The 21,336-nt window shown below is 64.8% G+C and carries 15 protein-coding genes; 10 read left to right on the top strand and 5 right to left on the bottom strand.

Annotated features, from left to right (window positions below; genetic code table 11):
* The 6 genes from D2V07_RS17920 to D2V07_RS17895 all read left to right on the top strand — a co-directional run.
* Positions 1-5,510: beta strand repeat-containing protein (locus D2V07_RS17920; protein WP_119588266.1), on the top strand; the 5,510-nt coding region annotated here is incomplete at its 5' end.
* Positions 5,511-5,702: 192 nt separating this feature from the next.
* Positions 5,703-6,809: an S-(hydroxymethyl)glutathione dehydrogenase/class III alcohol dehydrogenase gene (locus D2V07_RS17915; RefSeq protein WP_119588265.1), complete on the top strand. Its 1,107-nt coding sequence runs from the start codon at positions 5,703-5,705 to the stop codon at positions 6,807-6,809.
* Positions 6,810-6,901: 92 nt separating this feature from the next.
* Entirely contained in the window at positions 6,902-7,288 is a 387-nt protein-coding gene (locus D2V07_RS17910) for a VOC family protein (RefSeq protein WP_119588264.1), read from the top strand.
* The gene (gene fghA, locus D2V07_RS17905; RefSeq protein WP_119588263.1) at positions 7,285-8,124 is read left to right on the top strand and encodes an S-formylglutathione hydrolase; all 840 of its coding nucleotides are present in this window, start codon (positions 7,285-7,287) and stop codon (positions 8,122-8,124) included. The genes D2V07_RS17910 and fghA overlap by 4 nt, the downstream gene beginning before the upstream one ends.
* Before the next feature lie 113 nt (positions 8,125-8,237).
* A complete protein-coding gene (locus D2V07_RS17900) occupies positions 8,238-8,702 on the top strand; it encodes a VTT domain-containing protein (RefSeq protein ID WP_158586894.1) in 465 nt (154 codons plus the stop codon).
* A gap of 108 nt (positions 8,703-8,810) precedes the next feature.
* Positions 8,811-9,959, top strand: coding sequence for a GGDEF domain-containing protein (locus D2V07_RS17895; RefSeq protein ID WP_119588261.1), 1,149 nt, complete (start codon positions 8,811-8,813; stop codon positions 9,957-9,959).
* Here D2V07_RS17895 and metW read toward each other — a convergent pair.
* A complete protein-coding gene (metW, locus tag D2V07_RS17890; protein ID WP_119588260.1) occupies positions 9,956-10,555 on the bottom strand; it encodes a methionine biosynthesis protein MetW in 600 nt (199 codons plus the stop codon). The genes D2V07_RS17895 and metW overlap by 4 nt on opposite strands.
* A complete protein-coding gene (metX, locus tag D2V07_RS17885; protein ID WP_119588259.1) occupies positions 10,552-11,655 on the bottom strand; it encodes a homoserine O-acetyltransferase MetX in 1,104 nt (367 codons plus the stop codon). Before metX ends, metW begins: the two co-directional genes overlap by 4 nt.
* 109 nt (positions 11,656-11,764) lie before the next feature.
* On the opposite strand from metX, the gene D2V07_RS17880 reads away from it, so the two are divergent.
* Together D2V07_RS17880 and D2V07_RS17875 are read left to right on the top strand one after the other, a co-directional pair.
* Positions 11,765-12,871 (top strand): pyridoxal phosphate-dependent aminotransferase, encoded by a 1,107-nt coding sequence (locus tag D2V07_RS17880; RefSeq protein ID WP_119588268.1) that lies wholly within the window; start codon positions 11,765-11,767, stop codon positions 12,869-12,871.
* Positions 12,868-13,776, top strand: coding sequence for a prephenate/arogenate dehydrogenase family protein (locus tag D2V07_RS17875; protein WP_119588258.1), 909 nt, complete (start codon positions 12,868-12,870; stop codon positions 13,774-13,776). The genes D2V07_RS17880 and D2V07_RS17875 overlap by 4 nt, the downstream gene beginning before the upstream one ends.
* Positions 13,777-13,792: 16 nt before the next feature.
* On the opposite strand, the gene trxB is transcribed toward D2V07_RS17875, so the two are convergent.
* A complete protein-coding gene (trxB, locus tag D2V07_RS17870) occupies positions 13,793-14,758 on the bottom strand; it encodes a thioredoxin-disulfide reductase (protein ID WP_119588257.1) in 966 nt (321 codons plus the stop codon).
* Positions 14,759-14,919: 161 nt separating this feature from the next.
* Entirely contained in the window at positions 14,920-15,162 is a 243-nt protein-coding gene (locus tag D2V07_RS17865) for a hypothetical protein (protein WP_119588256.1), read from the bottom strand.
* A 318-nt stretch (positions 15,163-15,480) separates the two neighbouring features.
* Between D2V07_RS17865 and D2V07_RS17860 the strand changes: the two genes are divergently transcribed.
* Positions 15,481-17,892 (top strand): PAS domain S-box protein, encoded by a 2,412-nt coding sequence (locus D2V07_RS17860; protein WP_233548512.1) that lies wholly within the window; start codon positions 15,481-15,483, stop codon positions 17,890-17,892.
* Positions 17,893-17,900: 8 nt separating this feature from the next.
* Here the strand turns inward: D2V07_RS17860 and D2V07_RS17855 are convergent, their stop codons facing one another.
* A complete protein-coding gene (locus D2V07_RS17855) occupies positions 17,901-19,268 on the bottom strand; it encodes a DcaP family trimeric outer membrane transporter (RefSeq protein WP_119588255.1) in 1,368 nt (455 codons plus the stop codon).
* Positions 19,269-19,411: 143 nt separating this feature from the next.
* Between D2V07_RS17855 and acs the strand changes: the two genes are divergently transcribed.
* The coding region (acs, locus tag D2V07_RS17850; protein ID WP_119588254.1) for an acetate--CoA ligase at positions 19,412-21,336 on the top strand (1,925 nt) is incomplete at its 3' end.

The following is a 21,336-nucleotide window of genomic DNA, read 5'->3' as shown; positions in this document are numbered from 1 at the left end:
CCTTCGCTGACGACCTCAACTCGACCGCCGTCGGCCAGGGTGCGTTCGCCGATGGCGAAGCTGCCGTTGCCCTGGGCAACCGGGCAAGCGCAGTAGGCGAGAACGCCGTAGCCGTTGGCGATATCGCCACGGCCAACGGTGCGGACTCGACCGCCATCGGTGCCAACGCCGACGCCCGCTCCGCCAACGCCACGGCCATCGGCCATGACGCTGCGGCAGACGGTGACGGATCTTTCGCTGCATCGGACAACGCCCTCGCCAACGGCGATGGCGCAACCGCGGTCGGCACGGACACGCTGGCCTTCGGTCAGAACGCCTCGGCCTTTGGTGCGAACTCCCGCGCCGAGACCGTGGGTGCAACCGCCGTTGGTGCCAACTCCTTCGCTGACGACCTCAACTCGACGGCCGTCGGCCAGGGTGCGTTCGCCGATGGCGAAGCAGCCGTTGCCCTGGGTAACGATGCAAGTGCGGTAGGCGAAAACGCCGTAGCCGTTGGCGACATCGCCACAGCCAACGGTGCGGACTCAACCGCCATCGGTGCCAACGCCGACGCCCGCTCCGCCAATGCCACGGCCATCGGTCACGACGCAGCGGCAGACGGCGACGGCGCATTCGCCGGTGCCGACAACGCCCTTGCCAATGGCACGGGCGCGGTCGCCCTTGGTACTGACACGCTGGCCTTCGGTCCGGAAGCATCCGCTTTCGGCTCCGGCGCGCGTGCGGAAACCAGCGGCGCAACTGCATTGGGCGCAAACGCCTTTGCCGACGACATCAACACCGTAGCCGTAGGCCAGAGCGCCTTCGCCGACGGTATCGGCAGCATGGCACTGGGCCTCAACAGCTCGACCACGGCAAACAATGCGATTGCCGCCGGTGTTTCGGCCAGCGCATCAGGCGTCGACTCGATTGCGATGGGACGCGATGCCTCGGCAAGCGACGAGGATGCCATCGCCATCGGCCAGTCGGCCAATGCCAGCGGCTTCCACTCCACTTCGGTTGGCGCTGAATCGGCAGCTTCGGGCCTTGGTGCCCAAGCCTTCGGTTGGCAGTCCAACGCCTCGGGTGACAACTCGACGGCTCTGGGTCGCGTGACCACTGCATCGGGCGCAGGCTCGACGGCTATCGGTGACAGCGCATCGGCCACAGGCGACTTCGCCACGGCAACCGGCCTTGCGGCCAATGCCTCGGGCGTTGGATCCACGGCGAACGGCTCGGGCGCGGACTCCTCCGGCGACTTCTCGGTTGCCGTTGGTGCCGCTTCGGAAGCTTCGGGCATTGCCTCGACGGCTCTGGGCAACAGCGCGCTGGCTTCGGGCAGTGCATCCACAGCCACGGGTAACGGTGCGCAGGCCACTGCCGACAATACCACGGCCACCGGCCAGGGTTCGGTCGCCAGTGCAGAAGGCGCCACGGCCAACGGCTATAGCGCCGATGCAACCGGCGTGGACAGCACGGCAGTGGGTGTGAATGCCCAGGCAAGCGGTGAAAACAGCTTCGCCGGCGGTGACAGTGCCGAAGCTACCGGCCTCGACAGTGTTGCGCTGGGCCGTGATGCCGAAGCGAGCGACGAGGACGCGGTGGCTATCGGCCAGACCGCGGTAGCAAGCGGCTTCCACTCCACCTCGGTGGGCGCGGAGTCGCAGGCGAGCGGCGCGGGTGACACGGCTCTTGGCTGGCAGGCGTCTGCTACCGGCGGCCAGTCCACGGCAACGGGGCGTCAAGCTTCGGCTAGTGGCTTCCAGTCGAGCGCCTATGGCCAGTCGGCCATGGCCGCAGGCCTGCAGTCGACCGCAAACGGCTTCGGCTCGCAGGCCGCAGGCGAACGCGCGACGGCTCTTGGCAGCAACACGGTCGCATCCGCTGAAGTCTCCACTGCGGTGGGTGACGGCGCTCAGGCCAGCGCTCTGGGTGCAACTGCAACGGGCGCGTCGGCAAATGCATCGGGGGTCCAATCGACGGCCACCGGCATCCTGGCTTCGGCTTCCGGGTTGAATGCCACGGCGAATGGTGCTCTCGCGAATGCGAGTGGGGTGAGCGCCACTGCAGTTGGCGTCTCCAGCAATGCTTCGGGCAACAATTCCGCGGCATTTGGCGACAGCGCGACCGCCAGCGGGGCCGGCTCCGTAGCCACGGGCTTTTCGACCGATGCTTCCGGCACGGTTTCTGTGGCAGTCGGCAACAATGCGGAAGCCTCCAACTTCGCCTCCATCGCAATCGGCAACAACTCCGTCTCGACGGGCGATACGGCCGTCAGCCTCGGTGCCGCTTCGAACGCGAGCGGCGCATTCTCGAGCGCAATCGGTCCGTTCGCGACCGCTTCCGGCGATCAGGCCATCGCATCGGGCAATAGCTCCAGCGCAACGGGTAACGGATCGGTAGCCAATGGCGGGTTCGCCAGTGCTGCTGGCGACTTGTCCGTCGCGACCGGTTACGCAGCATCGGCCAGCGGCGCCAATGCAGTTGCTACTGGCTTCGGCTCGAATGCGTCGGGTCTGGACGCTGTTGCTATAGGCCGCAGCGCCCAAGCCAGCGACGAAGATGCAGTGGCCCTCGGCCAGTCGGCGGTAGCCAGTGGCTTCCACTCCACCTCGGTGGGTGCGGAATCGCAGGCGACCGGCGCAGGCGACACGGCCCTTGGCTGGCAGGCTTCGGCCACCGGCGGCCAGTCGACCGCAACGGGTCGGCAGGCTTCGGCGAGCGGCTTCCAGTCGAGCGCCTACGGCCAGTCGGCCAATGCCTCGGGCGAAGGCTCTACCGCCACGGGTACGGGAGCCCAGGCAACCGGAGTGAACAGCTCGGCCTTCGGCTTCAATTCGCAGGCGAGCGGTTTCCTCTCCACCGCCCTGGGCGAGCTCGCGGTTGCGAGCGGAGAGCGGGCAACCGCAACCGGACAGAACGCAGACGCAACCGGCGACCTTTCCAGTGCCTATGGCTCGAATGCGGAGGCAACCGGCGACGGCTCCGTCGCAGTCGGTCTCAACACCGGAGCCAGTGGATTTGCATCCACGGCGATCGGGGCGCAGACAATGGCGTCCGGAATACAGGGCACGGCAGTCGGGTCCTTCTCCAGTGCCAGTGGCTTCAATGCCAGCGCCTATGGCGTCGCTGCGGATGCAAGCGGGGTCAACTCCACCGCCAACGGCGCGAACGCAACCGCCTCGGGGGCCAACGCAGTAGCGGTCGGCAACAATTCCACCGCTTCGCAAAGCGGTGCGGTTGCCATGGGCAACGGCGCACAGGCCATCAGCGAGCAGGCGGTTGCCATCGGTGAAGGCGCCATCGCCAGCGGCTCCACCGCCGTTGGTGGCGGTGCCCAGGCGACGGCGGCCAACACCGCGGCCTTCGGCCAGAACGCGGCTGCCACGGCAGAAAGCGCCACTGCGCTGGGTGAAAACTCCACGGCCAGTTTCCAGGGAGCGACGGCCGTTGGTGAAAGCGCCGCTGCCACGGAAGCCAATGCCACGGCCCTCGGCCACAATGCTGCGGCACAGGAAGACGGCTCGATCGCAGCCGGTTCCAACGCCCTGGCAACGGCGGTCGACTCGGCTGCCTTCGGTTCGGACTCGACTGCCGATGGCGTCGACTCCGTCGCCGTGGGTGCCGATGCCAACGCCCGGGCGGATAACGCCACGGCGCTGGGTGCCAACTCAGAAGCACGCAAGGTGGACTCGCTCGCCGCCGGTCACTCTGCAGTTGCCAATGGCATCAGCAGCACGGCAGTGGGCACCGGCTCGCTGGCCCTGCGGGCCAATGCCAGCGCATTCGGTACCAACGCCAGTGCGATGGGTACCAACTCCGTAGCAGTCGGTGTCGCCACCAGCTCGACCGGTCTCGATGCGGTTGCCATGGGCAACAGCGCCGTGGCCAGCGACGAGGATGCGGTGGCCATCGGCCAGACGGCGGTGGCAAGCGGCTTCCACTCCACCTCGGTGGGTGCGGAATCGCAGGCGACCGGCGCAGGCGACACGGCCCTTGGCTGGCAGGCTTCTGCCACCGGTGGCCAGTCGACCGCAACGGGTCGTCAGGCTTCGGCCAGCGGCTTCCAGTCGAGCGCTTACGGCCAGTCGGCCAATGCCTCGGGTGCCCAGTCCTTCGCGGGCGGCTTCAGCGCCGCTGCTTCGGGGGCAACCTCGACCGCGCTCGGCAATGCCGCGGTGGCCTCGGGCAACGATGGCGTGGCCATCGGTGACCAGGCACTGTCCTCGGGCCTGAATTCCACCTCGGTGGGTTCGGAATCGCAGGCCACGCAGGCAGGCACCACCGCCATCGGCTGGCAGGCAGCTGCCACCGGCGTACGTTCCCAGGCCTTCGGCCACCTCGCCGCTGCATCGGGCGAACGCTCGCTGGCAGTTGGCGAAGCGGCTGCGGCTTCGGGAGCTACCTCGATTGCGGTAGGTAACCTGAGCCAGGCGAGCGCGCTCGATGCGGTTGCCATGGGCAACGGCGCGGTTGCCAGCGACGAAGATGCCGTGGCCATCGGCCAGACGGCTGTGGCAAGCGGCTTCCACTCCACCTCGGTGGGTGCGGAATCGATTGCATCGGCTGCGGGTGACACGGCCCTTGGCTGGCAGGCAGCTGCCACCGGTGGCCAGTCGACCGCGACGGGTCGCCAGGCTTCGGCCAGCGGCTTCCAGTCGAGCGCCTATGGTCAGTCGGCCATGGCTATCGGCAACCAGTCGCTTGCCCTTGGCTTCAACGCCCAGGCAATGGACGAGGACGCTGTCTCGATCGGTGAATCGGCAATGGCCGGCTTCCACGCAACTGCCCTTGGCGGTGAAGCGGTAGCCACCGGCGCCGGTGCAACCGGCCTCGGCTGGCAGTCCGCTGCCACCGGCAACCAGTCGACCGCCATCGGTCGCCAGGCAGTCGCCAGCGGCTTCCAGGCAACCTCCGTCGGCCAGAGCGCAACGGCAGCCTTCGATGGCTCCACCGCACTGGGCGTGGGCGCCACCACCACCGCCGCCAACCAGGTCGCCCTCGGCGGCATGGGAAGCGCGGTGCGCATCGGCGACATCGCCGCCAGCACGGCCGCCCAGGCCGATGCCGGTGAGGTGATGACGGTGGATGCCAACGGTGTCGTCGGTGTCGATCCGACTGTCCGCCAGGACATCGCGTCCAACACGGCGGCGATCGCGGTCAATGCCAACAACATCGCGGTAAACTCCGGCCTGATCAGCATGAACACGGCCAACATCGCGTCGAACGCTTCGGCCATCGCGATGCTGCAGGGCCAGACGGCCACCCTCTTCGATCTCACCGCCCAGAATGCCCAGGGCGTGCGGGAAGCGAACGAAGGTGTCGCCATGGCGCTGTCGATGGAATCGCCGGTGCTCATGCCGACCGATAGCTTCGGCATCGCCGGTGGCTTCGGCTACTACAACGACCGCGTCGCGGGTTCGGCAAGCTTCGCTGCCCGCATCAGCGACAACGCGGCCTTCACCGGCGGCGTAGGCATCGGCTTCGACGAAGGTGAAGTCGGCGCCCGCGCCGGGTTCCAGGTCACCTGGTAACCGGGTCCGGCCTGGCGCCGGACAGCCCGGAAGGGGCAGGAAGGGCGGCTCGCAAGGGCCGCCCTTTTTCGTCGGGGCGATCCCCTTCGCGGCCAATCAAGGCAAGATACTGGTGGAAATCGTTGAACGAATCCGTGAGTAGGGCGCTTCACACTAAAGCGTGCCACCGACACCACGAAAGGATGCAGCCCCATGAAAACCCGCGCCGCCGTCGCCTTCGAGGCAAAGAAGCCGCTCGAGATCGTCGAACTTGACCTCGAAGGCCCAAAGGAGGGCGAGGTGCTGGTGGAGATCATGGCGACCGGCATCTGCCATACCGACGCCTATACGCTCGACGGGCTGGACAGCGAGGGCATCTTCCCCTCGATCCTGGGCCACGAAGGCGCAGGCATCGTGCGCGAGGTCGGCCCCGGCGTGACCAGCGTGAAGCCCGATGATCACGTGATCCCGCTCTACACGCCTGAATGCCGCCAGTGCAAAATGTGCCTGTCGGGCAAGACCAACCTGTGCAGCGCCATCCGCGAAACGCAGGGCAAGGGTCTTATGCCGGACGGCACCAGCCGTTTCAGCTACAAGGGTGAGACCATTTACCACTACATGGGCTGCTCCACCTTCTCGAACTTCACGGTGCTGCCCGAGATCGCGGTTGCCAAGATCCGGACGGACGCACCGTTCGAGACGAGCTGCTACATCGGCTGCGGCGTCACCACCGGCGTGGGGGCCGTCACCAACACCGCCAAGGTGCAGCCGGGCGATAATGTCGTGGTCTTCGGCCTCGGCGGAATTGGCCTGAATGTGATCCAGGGCGCGAAGATGGCGGGCGCGGATCGCATCGTCGGCGTGGACATCAACAATTCCAAGAAGGAATGGGGCGAGAAATTCGGGATGACCGACTTCGTCAATCCGAAGGAAACCGGCGACATCGTCGCTCACCTGGTGGAAATGCTGGATGGGGGGGCGGACTACAGCTTCGACTGCACCGGCAATACCGACGTGATGCGCCAGGCACTGGAATGCTGCCACAAGGGCTGGGGCACCTCCATCATCATCGGCGTGGCCGAAGCTGGCAAGGAAATCGCCACACGCCCGTTCCAGCTGGTAACGGGCCGCAACTGGCGCGGCACGGCATTTGGGGGTGCCAAGGGGCGCACTGACGTTCCCAAGATCGTCGACTGGTACATGAACGGCAAGATTGCCATCGACCCGATGATCACTCACACGCTGACGCTGGAAGAGATCAACAAGGGCTTCGATCTGATGCACTCTGGCGAAAGCATTCGCAGCGTCGTGGTCTACTAAGGCCCCGCGTCACACCAATTCACAGGTTCGCAATGCCGCGTGTTCTGGCTAAGTGCCATCACACACCGGCAAAACGGGAAGGAAGAAGAACGATGTTCAGCCATATGGTAGTAGGCTCCAACGATCTGGAGAAGTCGAAGACATTCTACGATGCCCTGTTCGCCGTCATGGGTGCGAAGGAAGGCATCCTCGATGGCAAGGGACGCCTGGTCTACATGCACGATAACGCCGTGTTCCTCGTCACCACGCCGATCGATGGCAACCCCGCAACCTGCGCCAATGGCGCGACCGTGGGCTTTGCGATGAAGACGACCGAACAGGCCGACGAGTGGCACGATGCCGGCGTTCAGGCGGGGGGAACCAGCATCGAAGATCCTCCGGGCTGGCGTACGAACGATTTCGGTCGCCTGTACCTCGCCTACCTGCGCGATCCCGATGGTAACAAGCTGTGCGCGCTGCACCGCGAGGCCCGTTCATGAGCATCGAAACCGTAAGTGAGACAAAGTGCTTCGGTGGCAGCCAGGGCGTGTACAAGCACGCCAGCGCTGCCACCGGCACCGATATGACGTTCCAGGTGTTCATCCCCGAACACCGCGAGGGTGACAAGCTGCCCGTGCTTTGGTGGCTGTCGGGTCTCACCTGCACGCACGAAAACGCGATGATCAAGTGCCACTACCACCAGGCCTGCGCCGAACACGGTGTAGTCCTGGTGGGGCCGGATACCTCGCCCCGCGGTGAGGGCGTGCCCGACGACGAGGCCTACGATTTCGGCCAGGGCGCGGGCTTCTATGTCGATGCCACGCAGGATCCCTGGGCACAGCATTTCCAGATGCGTCGCTATGTCGAGGAGGAACTCCCCGCGCTGGTGGCCGATGCATTTCCGGTCGACATGGACCGGCAGGCCATTTCCGGGCATTCGATGGGCGGACACGGCGCGCTTACCGTTTCGCTTCGAAACCCTGGCCGGTTCCGTTCGACCAGCGCCTTTGCTCCCATTGTCAGCCCGCTGAACTGCCCGTGGGGTGAGAAGGCGCTGACCGGTTACTTGGGCGACGACAAGGATGCCTGGCGCAAATACGATGCCTGTGCCCTGATCGAAGACGGTGCGCGGATCGACAACCTGCTGGTGGATCAAGGCCGGGCGGATGATTATCTCGATGACGAGTTGAAGACCTGGCTGCTGGAAGACGCGGTGCGCAAGGCCGGGATGGAGGCGGCGATTCGCCTTCACGAGGGTTACGACCACTCCTATTTCTTCGTTTCCACCTTCATCGCAGAGCATGTGGCCTGGCACGCGGAGAAGCTGAAGGCGTGAGCCGCACGTTGCCTTTGTGCAACAATTTGGCAGCACTTCGTGCTATAGAGGGAACCCGTTCAACGATCCGGCGCTAGTTCATCATGGATGCGACGATTTCAGCACTGTTTCCAGTGACACTGCTCGACAGTCTCGCCGCCATGCCCCTGGGCCCCCTCGCCCTTCCCGCCCTTATTGCCACGGTCACTGCTTCCCTCGTCGCCATGTCGGTGCCGGGCGCCGTCAACACGATGTCGTTCCTCAGCGGGCTGGTACTCGGCCTTGCCGGAGTGCTGGTGGTGGTGGTCGGCTGCGCGGTGGGATGCCACCTGCTGTTCCTGGTCACCCGTCGCTGGCTGGCGGAGCGGATGCGCCGCCGCCTTGGTTCGCGACTGGACGGCGTGCAGGAACACCTTTCCCGGCGCGGACCGTTGTATGTGGTCGCCGCGAGACTGGGCGGCGTGCCGCACCTGATCGTTACCGCCGGATGCGCCGCCACGCCCATCACCGGCAGGGCTTTTCTGGGTGCCAGCATGCTCGGGATGCTCCCGGCCATCGTGCTGTCCGCCCTCGCAGGATCCGGCATCGCGGCGATCTAGTCTGCGGTTCGAATAACTAGCTGCCCTTAAGGACAATGTTTACTCCGCGCCCCTAAGTGTCCCGGCGATGCAATTGCTCGGCCGCCCTCTACCGTGACTGTCAGCGCGATGATCGCGATGACCGTGCTGGTAGCCGGTTTGTGCGTGTTATGCATCGTCATCTGCGCCGCTCTGCAACGACATTCCGCCCTGATCTGGATGGGGATCGCACTTGCAATCGGCGTGGTGGAAAGCCTGGCCCTGAAGGACGGCGACATCACGCGCGTGGATCTGTGGCTGATGGCTGCGACGGTGCCGCTGTCCTATGTCTGCGTCGGTGAATCCGTGCGCGCTGCCTATGGCCGCACTCCGTCAGGCCTGCGCTTCTTTACCGTGTGCGGCGCGATGGTGTTGCTGACGCTGGTGCTGTTGCAACTGCCGTTGCCGGCCGTTCTCCAGTTCCTGCCCTCGCAACTTGTCGGCGCTGCGGCGATGGCGCGAACTGTCGTTGTCGTACAGAAGGTGCGGCGGCGCGGCGATCTCATGGACCTTAGCCTGCTTGCAGCACTTGGCCTGGTGACGACAGTTTACGTCGCGCGCATACCGTTTTTCCCGGTGCTGGCTGGCATGGAGCCTGCTTTCGGATCGATTTCGCGGCAGACCCTGCAGGACATCCTTATCGTCACCTTCGCGGTGCTGGTGCCAGCCGTCGTGTTCCTGACCGTGGCGCGGGCCGTTGCCAATTCGTTGCAACTCTATCGCATGAAGGCCGAGCACGACTTCCTCACCAACCTCCCCAATCGCCGCGCTTTCGAGGCACTGGCGAACTGCGAGACACGCGGAAGTGGTACGCTGGTGGTCTGCGACATCGACAGGTTCAAGCAGATCAACGACCGCTTCGGCCATGCTGCCGGCGACGCGGTGATCCAGGCCGTTGCCAGCCTGCTGGAAGGCCGGGGTTTTGCCGCACGCATCGGCGGGGAAGAGTTCGCCATATGGCTGCCCCGGTCAAACGTGGAGGAAACGCGGCGCCACGCCGAACGGCTGCGCCGCGAATTGACGACGCTCCGCTTGGTCGAACTGACGGACGATTACGCGATCACGGCCAGTTTTGGCATTGTCGCCTGCTCTTCGGACATGGCACTGGCCAAAGCCCTGCGGGCCGCTGACGACGCGCTGTACCTGGCGAAAAATTCTGGCCGGAACTGTGTGTGTGTCCATGGCGAATCCGCGCCTCAGCCGGCGCGCCAGCCGTGCCGCCAGCGAGCAGCAGCCTAGCGGCGCAACCGGAACACGGCGTGCTCCGCCCGCCAGTTCGCACCGAACGGACCGGTGCCGCTGCCTATCTCGTTATCGGCAGCGAAGAACCAGCTGCCACTCACCTTGACCCCGCGCAGGGTCAGGAATTCGTGGAAGTCTGCAATGGTCAGGTGGTGGATGTTGGCGGTTTCGTACCAACTGCCGGGCAGGTGCCGCGATATGGGCATGCGCCCGTTGCGCAGCAGGAACAGCCGCATCCGCCAGTAAGCGAAGTTGGGGAAGCTGACGAAAGCCTCTCGCCCCACGCGCAGCAGCTGGTCCAGCAGCCAGTCGGGCCGCTGGGCGGTCTGCAGGGTCTGGCTCAGGATGGCGACATCGAAGGCGCCGTCGGGATAGTCCGCAAGGTCGCGGTTGGCGTCGCCCTGCACCACGGAGAGCCCGCGCGACACGGCCTTGGCCACGGCTTCGGGATCGATCTCCATACCGCGCGCGTCGCAGCCTTTCTGCAATTGCAGGGCTTCCATCAGGTCCCCCTCCCCGCAGCCGACATCCAGCACGCGTGCGCCTTCGGGCACGTGGGCGGCGATCTTGGCAAGGTCTGCGCGCAGGTTCATCCGATAAAGCCTTCCACCACACGGTCGAGTGCAGGCACATCCAGCAGGAAGCTGTCGTGGCCGTAAGGCGCGGACAGTTCGACAAAGCTGACCGGCGCCGCGACCGCATTCAGCGCGTGCACCACCTCGCGCATGTCGGCCGTGGTATAGAGCCAGTCGGTGTCGAAACTGACGAGGCAGAAGCGCGTATCCTTCGCGCCGCGGAAGGCATCGGCCAGCAGGCCCCCATGTTCCTCCGCCAGATCGAAGTAGTCCATTGCACGGGTGATGTAGAGATAGCTGTTGGCATCGAAGCGGTCGGTAAAGCTGAGGCCCTGGTAACGCAGGTAACTCTCGACCTGGAAATCGGCATCGAAGCCGAAGCTCTTGGCTTCCCGGTCCTGCAGGCGCCGCCCGAACTTTGTGGTCAGCCCTTCTTCGGACAGATAGGTGATATGCGCTGCCATGCGCGCCACGGCCAGACCCTTCGCCGGTGCTTCACCGCCGTAATAGTCGCCACCTTGCCAGTTGGGATCGGCCATGATCGCCTGCCGTCCCATCTCGTGGAAAGCGATGTTTTGCGCGGTATGGCGCGCGGTTGTGGCAATCGCCAGCACGCGATCCGTCCGTTCCGGGAAATTTGCCGCACACGATAGCGCCTGCATACCGCCCATCGATCCGCCGACAACGGCATGCAGTTTCTCGATACCCAGTGCATCGAGCATGGCCATCTGCGCGCGCACCATGTCGCGAATGGTGATGACGGGAAACTGCATGGCGTAGGGCTTGCCTTGGGGCCCTGCGCTGGATGGGCCGGTGGAGCCGAGGCAGGAACCTATCACGTTGGCACAAATCACGTGGAAGCGGTCTGTATCGATGGGCTTGCCGGGGCCGACCATCCGCTCCCACCAGCCGGGCTTTCCGGTGACGGGGTTGGTGCCCGCAACGAACTGGTCACCGGTCAGCGCGTGAAAGATCAGCACCGCATTGCCCCTGTCAGGCGCCAGCTCGCCGTAGGTTTCGTAGGCCACCTGCACGCCCGCAAGCTCACGCCCGCTATCAAGCGCGAGCGGCGCATCCAGCACGAGGCTGCGGAAATCGATTTCGGACGTGTTGGCCATGGCAAGAGTTCGCGGTTTCGGTCCGGGGGCACTTGGGCGAGCCAAAGCGGGCTGTCAATCGCGGCAAAGGGCGGCTATGCGCGCCTTCGCAACTGACGAGTCCTGTTCGATGGCCGATATCAAACGTCCGCAGATGAAGCCGCACGTCGAGGCGATCCACGCCTATGTTCCGGGCAAATCGAAATCCTCCGACGGGCGGGCATTGGTCAAGCTGTCGGCCAACGAGAACCCGCTGGGCACCTCGCCTCTTGCGCTGGATGCGCTGGGAAGGACCGGCAAGCCGTCCGACTATCCCGATCCCGACGCGACTGCCCTGCGAGAAGCCATTGCCAATGCCCACGGGCTCGATCCGGCGCGGATCGTATGCGGAACGGGCTCGGGTGAACTTCTGGGATACGCCGTTCAGGCCTTTGCCGGAGTGGGCGATGAGGTGCTGTTCAGCCGCTTCAGCTTTTCGCTCTATCCGCTGCTGCCGCTGAAGGTTGGCGCGAAGGGCGTGATGGCAGACAACCGCGACTTCGCGGCGGATGTCGAAGCGCTGCTGGACAAGGTAGGGCCGGCGACCCGCGTGGTATTGCTCGACAATCCGAACAATCCGACCGGGGCATACCTGCCGCGTGGCGAGGTTGTGCGCCTGCACGCCGGGCTTCCCGCCGATGTCCTCCTGGTCGTCGATCAGGCCTATGCAGAGTACCTGCCCGATGGCGTGGACGATGGTGGATTCGCGCTGGCCGGAAAATACGACAACGTGCTGGTGACGCGCACCTTCTCCAAGGCTTACGGTCTCGCGGCAGAGCGGATTGGCTGGGCCACGGGGGCGCCCGATCTGATCGGAGCGCTCAACCGGCTGCGCGGGCCATTCAACGTCACCACCAGCGGCCAGCGCGCCGCGATCGCCGCGCTGGCCGATCAGGGCTTCGTTCGTGACAGCTGCGAGCACAACGCACTCGCCCGCGCCAGCTTTGTTTCCGCCATCGATGCGCTCGGCAACCACGGCCTGCGCGCCGTGCCGAGCGAGGCGAACTTCGTGCTCGTGCTGTTCGAGGGGGGCGTGTCAGCCGAAAGCGCGATGCACGCCATTGCGGAGGCGGGCTATGCCGTGCGCCACCTGCCGGGTCAGGGCCTGCCCCATGCGCTGCGCATTACGGTGGGCACTGCTGGGCAGATGGCAGAGATCGCCGATACGCTGCGCCGCCTGTGCGAGGGGGGCAAGTGAGCTTTCGCCACGTCGCCATAATCGGCCTTGGCCTGCTGGGCGGTTCCATCGGGCTGGCTGTAAAGGAGCACCTGCCCGGTGTGACGACCACCGGTTACGATGCCGATCCCAAGGTAAGGGAGCGCGCCCGCCAGCGCGGCCTTGCCGGAACCATCGCCGACGATCCGGCCGATGCCGTGCGCGGCGCGGACCTTGTTATCCTGTGCGTACCGGTGGGCGCGATGGAAGCGGCCGCATCGGCCATCGCGCCGGGGCTGAAGCCGGGCGCTGTGGTAAGCGATGTCGGCTCGTCGAAGATCAGTGTTTCTGAAAGTCTGGCCCGCGCCTTGCCCGAGCATGTCATCATCCCGGCCCACCCTGTCGCGGGAACCGAGCAATCCGGTCCGGACGCGGGTTTTGCCAGCCTGTTCCATCACCGTTGGTGCATCATTACCCCGCCGGAAGGGGCGCCGCCCGCGAAGGTCAAGTCGCTGAAGGCGTTCTGGCGCGGCCTCGGTTCCACGGTCGAGATCATGGATGCGGATCATCATGACCGCGTGCTGGCCGTCACCAGCCATATCCCCCACCTGATCGCCTATACCATCGTGGGCACGGCTAGCGACCTGGAGGAAGTGACCCGCAGCGAGGTGATCAAGTATTCCGCCGGTGGCTTTCGCGACTTCACCCGCATTGCCGCCAGCGACCCGGTCATGTGGCGCGACGTGTTTCTCAACAACCGCGACGCCGTGCTCGACATGCTCGACCGGTTCCTGACCGACCTTGCGATGATGCGCGAGGCGATCAAGGCAGGCGATGGCGAGATGATGTTCGACCAGTTTTCCAAGACCCGCGCCATCCGCCGCCGGATCATCGAGCACGGCCAGGACGATGCGCGGCCCGACTTCGGCCGCCACGATCACGACTAAGCGTTTCGGGCCGAAATTACTCCGCCGCTTCCTTTTCGGCGAATTCCAGCGTGGCGAGGAACCGTTCGGCATCGAGCGCGGCCATGCAGCCGGTGCCCGCCGCAGTTACCGCTTGGCGATAGGTATGGTCCATCACGTCACCGCAGGCGAACACGCCGGGTATCGCGGTCTTGGGCGTGCCGGGTTCGACCAGCAGATAACCGCCGTCGTCCATCGGCAGCTTGCCCTTGAACAATTCGGTCGATGGCGCATGGCCGATGGCGACGAAGGCCCCGTCTACGGCCAGTTCGCTCTTTTCGCCCGTCACCGTGTCGACCAGTTCCAGCTTCGCCAGCGCGCCGTTCTCGCCCGCGACAAAACGTTCGACTGTCTTGTTCCACAGCGTGCTGATCTTGTCCGACTTGAACAGGCGTTCCTGCAGGATCTTCTCGCTGCGCAGTTCGTCGCGGCGGTGGATCAGGGTCACGTCGTCGGAATGGTTGGTGAGGTACAGCGCCTCCTCGACAGCGGTGTTGCCGCCGCCGATCACGGCCACTTTCCTGCCGCGATAGAAGAACCCGTCGCACGTCGCGCAGGCCGACACGCCCTTGCCGCCCAGTTCCTGCTCGCCCGGCACGCCCAGCCACTTGGCCTGCGCGCCCGTGGCGATCACCAGCACGTCGCCCACGTATTCATCGCCCGAATCGCCGATGGCCCGGAACGGCGATCCACCGTCCAGGTCCACTTCGACAATCGTGTCCCACATCATGCGTGTGCCGACATGCTCTGCCTGCGCCTGCATCTGTTCCATCAGCCACGGACCCTGGATGACATCGGCGAACCCGGGATAGTTCTCCACATCGGTAGTGATGGTCAGCTGACCGCCGGGCTGGAGGCCCTGCACGACGATCGGCTCCATCCCCGCGCGCGCGCCATAGATGGCGGCGGAATAGCCTGCGGGGCCGGAGCCAATGATGAGCATGCGGGTGCGATGGGTGGTCATGGTAGTCTCGATTCGCTGGTGGAAGGAGACAGGTAGGAACCCCGCCGATTCGGTGCAAGCGGAGGCCCTCGCTTCTCAACGGTCGCTAAGGCATTTCCGATACGAAAAAGGGAGCGAACCCGCGTACGGGCCGCTCCCTTGTTCTTGCAATTCGCTTGCCTTCAGACGGTGGTCGTCTTCGTGCTAGCGGGGGTAGCGGGGGTAACGGGCTCCTGCCCGGCCTTGTCGGCCAGCCGCTTTACCAGGTACCCGCCACCGGCAAGTGCCAGCAGGGTGGGAAGGCGCAGACGACGTACCAGGGGTACCGCCACCGCGCCGAGAACCGCACCGGTGGTGCCGCCCATCTTGCGGCTTTCGCTACCCAGTTTTGCGCCGACACCGGCGCCGATAAGCTTGCCAATCATATGAAATCTCCTTTCCCCGACAACGGGCAGGACGCGCGATTGGTTCCGCATGCGGACCGGGGGGAAAGCTGGGCACGAAGAGGGCTTTGCCTCACCATTCCGGCGCTAACATGGGCTGTCGCTTTGCCCCTATGAGTCGCCAACACATCGGATCATAGCTAATCTCGCAGGCAAGTCCGCCGGAACCATATCGTTCTTAAGATGTTTTGGGCTCGGGAACTTTCGTCCAGACAGCGCTGTGAACCAGACGCGGAATGCCTTGGGTATCTTTACCTGGGAACCAGTGGAATTTCCATGACATGGGGAGGAATGCGGGACATGCCTGAATCTGGTTCGCTGAGCGCAGAGCGCCTAGGCCGGATCGTGGAAGATGCCGCATCCGAAGTCTTTGTTTTCACCGCAGACGATTTCCGCTTCCTGCTGGTCAACCGCGGCGCACGCGAAAACTTGGGATTGAGTGCGGAAGAACTCGCCAAGCTGCATCCGTGGGACCTCAAGCCCGACTACAACGAAACGCAGTTCAGGCAGTTCGTCCAGCCTCTCATCGACAATGAATTGGACAAGTTGCAGTTCGAGACCGTCCACGAACGCAAGGATGGTTCGGTCTACAATGTGGATGTCAGTCTGCAGCTGATCACCAGCGGCGACAAACCGATGTTCTACGCCTCGATCCGCGACGTGACCGAACAGCGCAAGGTCCTGCGCGATCTCGAAGCGGCGACCGCTCAGCTCGATGCTATCCTCAACAACACCACCATGGCCGTTTTCATGATGGACGAGCATCAGCACTGTTCGTTCATGAATAGGGCGGCGGAAGAAATGACCGGCTTCACCTTCGAGGAAACGCGTGGACGCCCGCTCCATGACGTGATCCATCACCACCACCCCGACGGCACTCCCTTCCCGATCGAGGATTGCCCGATCGACCGCGCCTTCCCCGAAGACTACCAGTCGCAGGGGGAAGAGGTCTTCATCCACAAGGATGGGCACTTCTACAATGTCGGCTTCACCGCCTCACCGATGAAGGATGCATTGGGCAAGACCATCGGCACGGTAATCGAGGCGCGCAACATCGACGACGAGCTGGAGGCGCGCAAGGCGCTCAACGCCTTCAACGAAGAACTCCGCCACCGGGTGGACAAGGCGATGGCCGAACGCGAAGCGCTGGAAATGCAACTGGTCCAGGCGCAGAAGATGGAGGCGATCGGCCAGCTGACCGGCGGCATTGCGCATGATTTCAACAACCTGCTGCAGGTGATCGGCGGCAACCTGCAATTGCTGCATGCCGATCCTGCCATCGCCGGGAAGAATGCCGAGCGGGTGGGCCATGCGATATCCGGTGTCGAAAGGGGAGCCAAGCTGGCCACCCAGTTGCTGGCCTTCGGTCGCCAGCAACCCCTCAGCCCGGAACCGGTCAATGCCGGTCGCATCATCCGCGGGATGGATGACATGTTCCGCCGTACGCTGGGGGAACTGGTCGAGATCGAGACCGTGGTTGCCGCAGGGCTATGGAACTGCCTGGTCGATCCGCGCCACCTTGAAAACGTGCTGCTCAACCTCGTCATCAACGCGCGCGATGCGATGGGCGGCGAGGGGACGCTGACGGTCGAGGCGGGTAACGCCTCGCTGGACGACGAATATATCCAGTCGAACCCCGACGCGCAGGCCGGGCAATACGTGGTGATCGCGGTAACCGACGATGGCTGCGGCATTCCGGAAAGCGACCTCGCCAAAGTTTTCGAGCCCTTCTTCACCACCAAGGAAACCGGCAAGGGCACCGGGCTCGGCCTTTCCATGGTGTTCGGTTTCGTCAAGCAGTCCGGCGGCCACATCGCGATCTATAGCGAGGTCGGCGAAGGGACGACCGTGCGTATCTACCTGCCCCGCACCCGGGCGGAAGAACCGGTGGGCCGCCGCGAATCGGAGACCTTCGTAACGAAGGGCAACAACGAAGTTGTCCTGGTGGTGGAGGATGACAAAGAGGTCCGCGCCACCGTGCTGGAGATGCTGTCGACGCTGGGATACCAAGCAGTCGAAGCAGAAAACGCCGACGCCGCACTGGCCATCGTGAACTGCGGCATAGCGATCGACCTGTTGTTCACCGATGTGGTCATGCCGGGAGAACTCAAGTCGACCGAACTGGCGCGCATGGCGCAGAAGCGGCTTCCCAATCTCGCCGTGCTGTTCACCTCGGGCTACACCCAGAACGCCATCGTTCACGCGGGGCGGCTGGATGATGGCGTCGAACTGATCAGCAAGCCCTACACGGCGGAGCGTCTCAGCCAGAAAATCCGGTCCGTCCTGGCAAAGGCTGGCGCGAGCCCGGCGGGCGAGCCGGCCCCTGAAAAGAGCGCCGACGAACGCCAGGAAGAAGCCGGTACGCAGCGGGCGAAGCGCATCCTGGTGGTAGAGGACGAGGTATTCATCAGGATGTCACTAACCGAACTGCTCGAAGGGTTCGGCCATGAGATCGTGGAAGCAGGCTCCTTGAAGGGCGCCCGGCAGCATTTTGCAGAGAGTGAATTCGACATGGTCATCACCGACCTCAGCCTGCCGGATGGAAATGCCGGGGAATTCATTCGCGAGCTGACCGGCGCATCCGGCGATCTCGCAATCGTGATCGCAACGGGCGGCGTCCTCCCCGATGACATTGCCGCCCACGGACTGCCTGTCCTGCGCAAGCCATTCAGCGATGACGAGGTGCGCGAAATCGTGGGTAGGGTCGCCTAGTCGCTTGCTCAAAAGGCGTAGCGGGTGCTGACCTGCACTTTCTCCAGGGCGCCCGAACGGCCATCTTCCAGTTGCCGCTGCGCATGCATGAACTCGATCCCCACGTCGAGCTTCGGGGCGGGGGACCAGACCAGATTGGCAAAGGCGTTCCAGCTTTCGTCCGTCACCTGGTCGCCCGTCAGCAAAACCGGGTTGTCGGCCCGGAAGTAGGAACCCGCCACGGTTGTCCGCAGGCCCTCGGCCCAGAAATGCCGGTAGGAGGCGAACCCGGACCAGGTGAAGATCGGATCGAGATCGCCCGAGAGGTCGATGGCAGCATCGTTGACGATGTTGATGCCGATGTAGCGGCCCAGCCCGTCGCCAGCAGTAGCCATGAAGCGCAGGTCATCGCGCTCACCCACGTCAATACGGCCCGCAAGGCTGATACCGTAGCCGAGCGCCGAATGCCCGCCGGTGCCGAAATCGTCGTCGGCGATATTCAGGCTGCGCAAGATACCCGCCGCACTGATCGAACCCCAGTCCCCGCCATGGTTGTAGCGCACCACGATATCGGGAAGCGTGTCGTCCCCCGCCAGCAGCCGCCCGCCCGCAGGCGTGGTCACGGTGGTTTCGGGCTGCTCCAGCGCCACCTGGAAACCGCCGCTGGTATAGCGGATCATGGGCTGGCGATCGAACACCGTGCCTGGCGTCACGCCGATGAAATCCATCGATTCCGGCAGGGCGCCGACGTTCTGGAACGTGGACCAGGTCTGGCCGAACAGCCAGTCGCCGTAAGTCAGGTAGGCCTGGCGCAGCCGCGGAGTGTAGCTGTTGGATACCCGTTCATCCCCGCCATCGGTGACCATGAAATCCACCTCTATGTGCGAGGCGAGAGGCTGGCCGGTGCCGACATCGGTGGCAGTCTTCAGCACCACGCGGGTCTGCCGGGCGGAAAAGTCCGTGTCCCAGCCCGATGCGTTGCCGCCGACCGGGATGGTTCCCGGGATCAGGAAATCGCGCAGGATGCTGCCGTCTGGCAGTTGTCCGCCACTGGTTCGCAGGCTGAGCGCGTCGAGCTTTACATAGCCGCCCAGTGTTACCTGCGTATCCCCCACCGAAAAGCCATCGCGATCCTGCGCGGTGGCAACATCCTTTACCTGCGCGGCAAGGGCGGCCTGCTCCTGACGCAGGGCGCGGGTCTCGGTAAGAATGGGGTCCAGGTCCTCCTGCCGGTCGAGCCTTTCGATCAGCGTGCCGACCATCTGTTCGAGCCGGGAGAGGCGTTCTTCCAAGCTCTGTTCGCCATCGGTCTGCTGGGCGGCGGCGGGCACCGATGCGAGGCCGGTCGCACCCAGCAGGGCCAGACGCAGCGCGTGGCGAAATGAAATGCCTGCCATGATGATCCTCCCCGGCAATTGTTTCGGGAAAGATGCGCCCCGCCGCCCCAGGCCGACAGCTAGCGAATGGTCTTACGACCTTTGTCTGAAAGCCCTTTGCCATGGCAGCGGGTATTGTGCCGGGGATCAGGAGGACCCGAACAATGAACGATACGGTTCAACGCCCCGAGATTAGCGATCCCCACGCCGCGCCCGCGGATTACGAAGCGCGCTACCGGCGTTCTGTGGAGGATGCGGACGGTTTCTGGCTGGAAGAGGCGAAGGAGCGGCTCGACTGGTATGCTGAGCCGACGAAGGCGGGTGAGTGGTCGTTCGATCCGGTGGACATCAGGTGGTTCGCCGACGGTTCGCTGAACCTGTGCTACAACTGCGTCGACCGCCACCTGCCGCAGCATGCAGAGCGCGCGGCGCTGATCTTCGAGCCCGACGATCCTGCCTCGCCCGCGCGCACCCTCACCTATGCCCAGCTTCACGCCGAAGTGGTGCAGATGGCCAATGCGCTGAAGGCGATGGGCGTCGCGAAGGGCGACCGGGTCACGCTCTACATGCCCATGGTGGTCGAGGGCGTGCTGGCCATGCTCGCCTGCGCGCGCATCGGGGCGATCCACTCGGTGGTGTTCGGCGGCTTCTCGCCAGAGGCGCTGGCGGGCCGGCTGGAAGGCTGCGACAGCCGCTTCGTGGTCACCGCCGACGAGGGGCTGCGCGGCGGCAGGACGATCCCCCTGAAAGCCAATGTCGATGCCGCGCTGGATCATGACGGGGTCACGGTCGACGGCGTGCTGGTCGTGCGCCACACCGGCGGCGATATCGCCATGACCGAAGGCCGCGACCACTGGTACCACGATCTTGCCAGCGATGCGGAATGCCCGTGCGAGGAGATGGGCGCGGAAGATCCGCTGTTCATCCTCTACACCTCTGGCTCCACCGGCAAGCCCAAGGGCGTGCTGCACACCACCGGCGGCTATGCCCTGTGGTGCGCGGCGACCTTTTACTACACCTTCGATTACCAGCCGGGCGAAGTGTTCTGGTGCAGCGCCGATATCGGCTGGGTGACGGGGCACAGCTATGTCACCTACGGCCCGCTGCTGAACGCTGGCACCAGCCTGGTGTTCGAAGGGGTGCCCAACTATCCCGATCACGGCCGCTTCTGGGACGTGATTGCAAAGCACAAGGTCAACATCTTCTACACCGCGCCCACCGCCATCCGCGCGCTGATGCGCGAGGGCGATGGCTGGGTGACGCAGCACGACCGTTCTTCCCTGCGCATTCTTGGCACCGTGGGCGAGCCGATCAACCCGGAAGCCTGGCGCTGGTATTACGAGGTGGTGGGCGAGAACCGCTGCCCGGTGGTCGACACCTGGTGGCAGACCGAGACCGGCGGCCACATGATCACCACCCTGCCCTATGCCCACGACATGAAGCCAGGGAGTGCGGGCAGGCCGTTCTTCGGCGTGCAGCCGCTGCTGGTCGATAACGAGGGGCAGCCGCTGCCGGAAGAGGACGGGGTCGCGGCCGAGGGCAACCTGTGCATCGCTGCCAGTTGGCCGGGCCAGGCGCGCACCGTCTACGGCGATCACGACCGCTTTATCGAGGCCTACTTCACCACCTTCCCCGGCCGCTACTTCACCGGCGACGGCTGCCGCCGCGACGGCGATGGGTACTACTGGATCACGGGCCGGGTGGACGACGTGATCAACGTCTCGGGCCACCGCATGGGCACGGCCGAGGTGGAAAGCGCGCTGGTGCTGCACCCCAAGGTGGCAGAGGCCGCGGTGGTGGGTTACCCGCACGAGGTGAAGGGCCAGGGCATCTACTGCTACGTCACCACGATGGAAGGGGTGGAGCCATCGGACGAGCTCCACGCCGAACTGAAACAGCAGGTGCGCCGCGAGATCGGCCCCGTGGCCACGCCCGACCACCTGCATTTCACCGACGGCCTGCCCAAGACCCGCAGCGGCAAGATCATGCGCCGCATCCTCAGGAAGATCGCCGAGAACGACTACGACGCCCTCGGCGATACCTCTACCCTCGCAGACCCATCCCTCGTCCAGCGCCTTATCGACGGACG

Origin of the sequence: Aurantiacibacter zhengii (genome assembly GCF_003584125.1) — a bacterium.
Classification (GTDB): Bacteria; Pseudomonadota; Alphaproteobacteria; order Sphingomonadales; family Sphingomonadaceae; genus Alteraurantiacibacter; species Alteraurantiacibacter zhengii.
The sequence above is the reverse complement of the archived record's forward strand: the minus strand, read 5'-3'. Positions and strand labels throughout refer to the sequence as shown.

Excerpts from the sequence above, each read along its gene's own strand:
- D2V07_RS17915 (WP_119588265.1), top strand. The coding sequence starts at position 5,703 with ATGAAAACCCGCGCCGCCGTCGCCTTCGAGGCAAAGAAGCCGCTCGAG.
- D2V07_RS17910 (WP_119588264.1), top strand. The coding sequence starts at position 6,902 with ATGTTCAGCCATATGGTAGTAGGCTCCAACGATCTGGAGAAGTCGAAG.
- fghA (WP_119588263.1), top strand. The coding sequence starts at position 7,285 with ATGAGCATCGAAACCGTAAGTGAGACAAAGTGCTTCGGTGGCAGCCAG.
- D2V07_RS17895 (WP_119588261.1), top strand. The coding sequence starts at position 8,811 with ATGATCGCGATGACCGTGCTGGTAGCCGGTTTGTGCGTGTTATGCATC.
- metW (WP_119588260.1), bottom strand. The coding sequence starts at position 10,555 with ATGAACCTGCGCGCAGACCTTGCCAAGATCGCCGCCCACGTGCCCGAA.
- metX (WP_119588259.1), bottom strand. The coding sequence starts at position 11,655 with ATGGCCAACACGTCCGAAATCGATTTCCGCAGCCTCGTGCTGGATGCG.
- D2V07_RS17880 (WP_119588268.1), top strand. The coding sequence starts at position 11,765 with ATGGCCGATATCAAACGTCCGCAGATGAAGCCGCACGTCGAGGCGATC.
- trxB (WP_119588257.1), bottom strand. The coding sequence starts at position 14,758 with ATGACCACCCATCGCACCCGCATGCTCATCATTGGCTCCGGCCCCGCA.
- D2V07_RS17865 (WP_119588256.1), bottom strand. The coding sequence starts at position 15,162 with ATGATTGGCAAGCTTATCGGCGCCGGTGTCGGCGCAAAACTGGGTAGC.
- D2V07_RS17860 (WP_233548512.1), top strand. The coding sequence starts at position 15,481 with ATGCCTGAATCTGGTTCGCTGAGCGCAGAGCGCCTAGGCCGGATCGTG.
- D2V07_RS17855 (WP_119588255.1), bottom strand. The coding sequence starts at position 19,268 with ATGGCAGGCATTTCATTTCGCCACGCGCTGCGTCTGGCCCTGCTGGGT.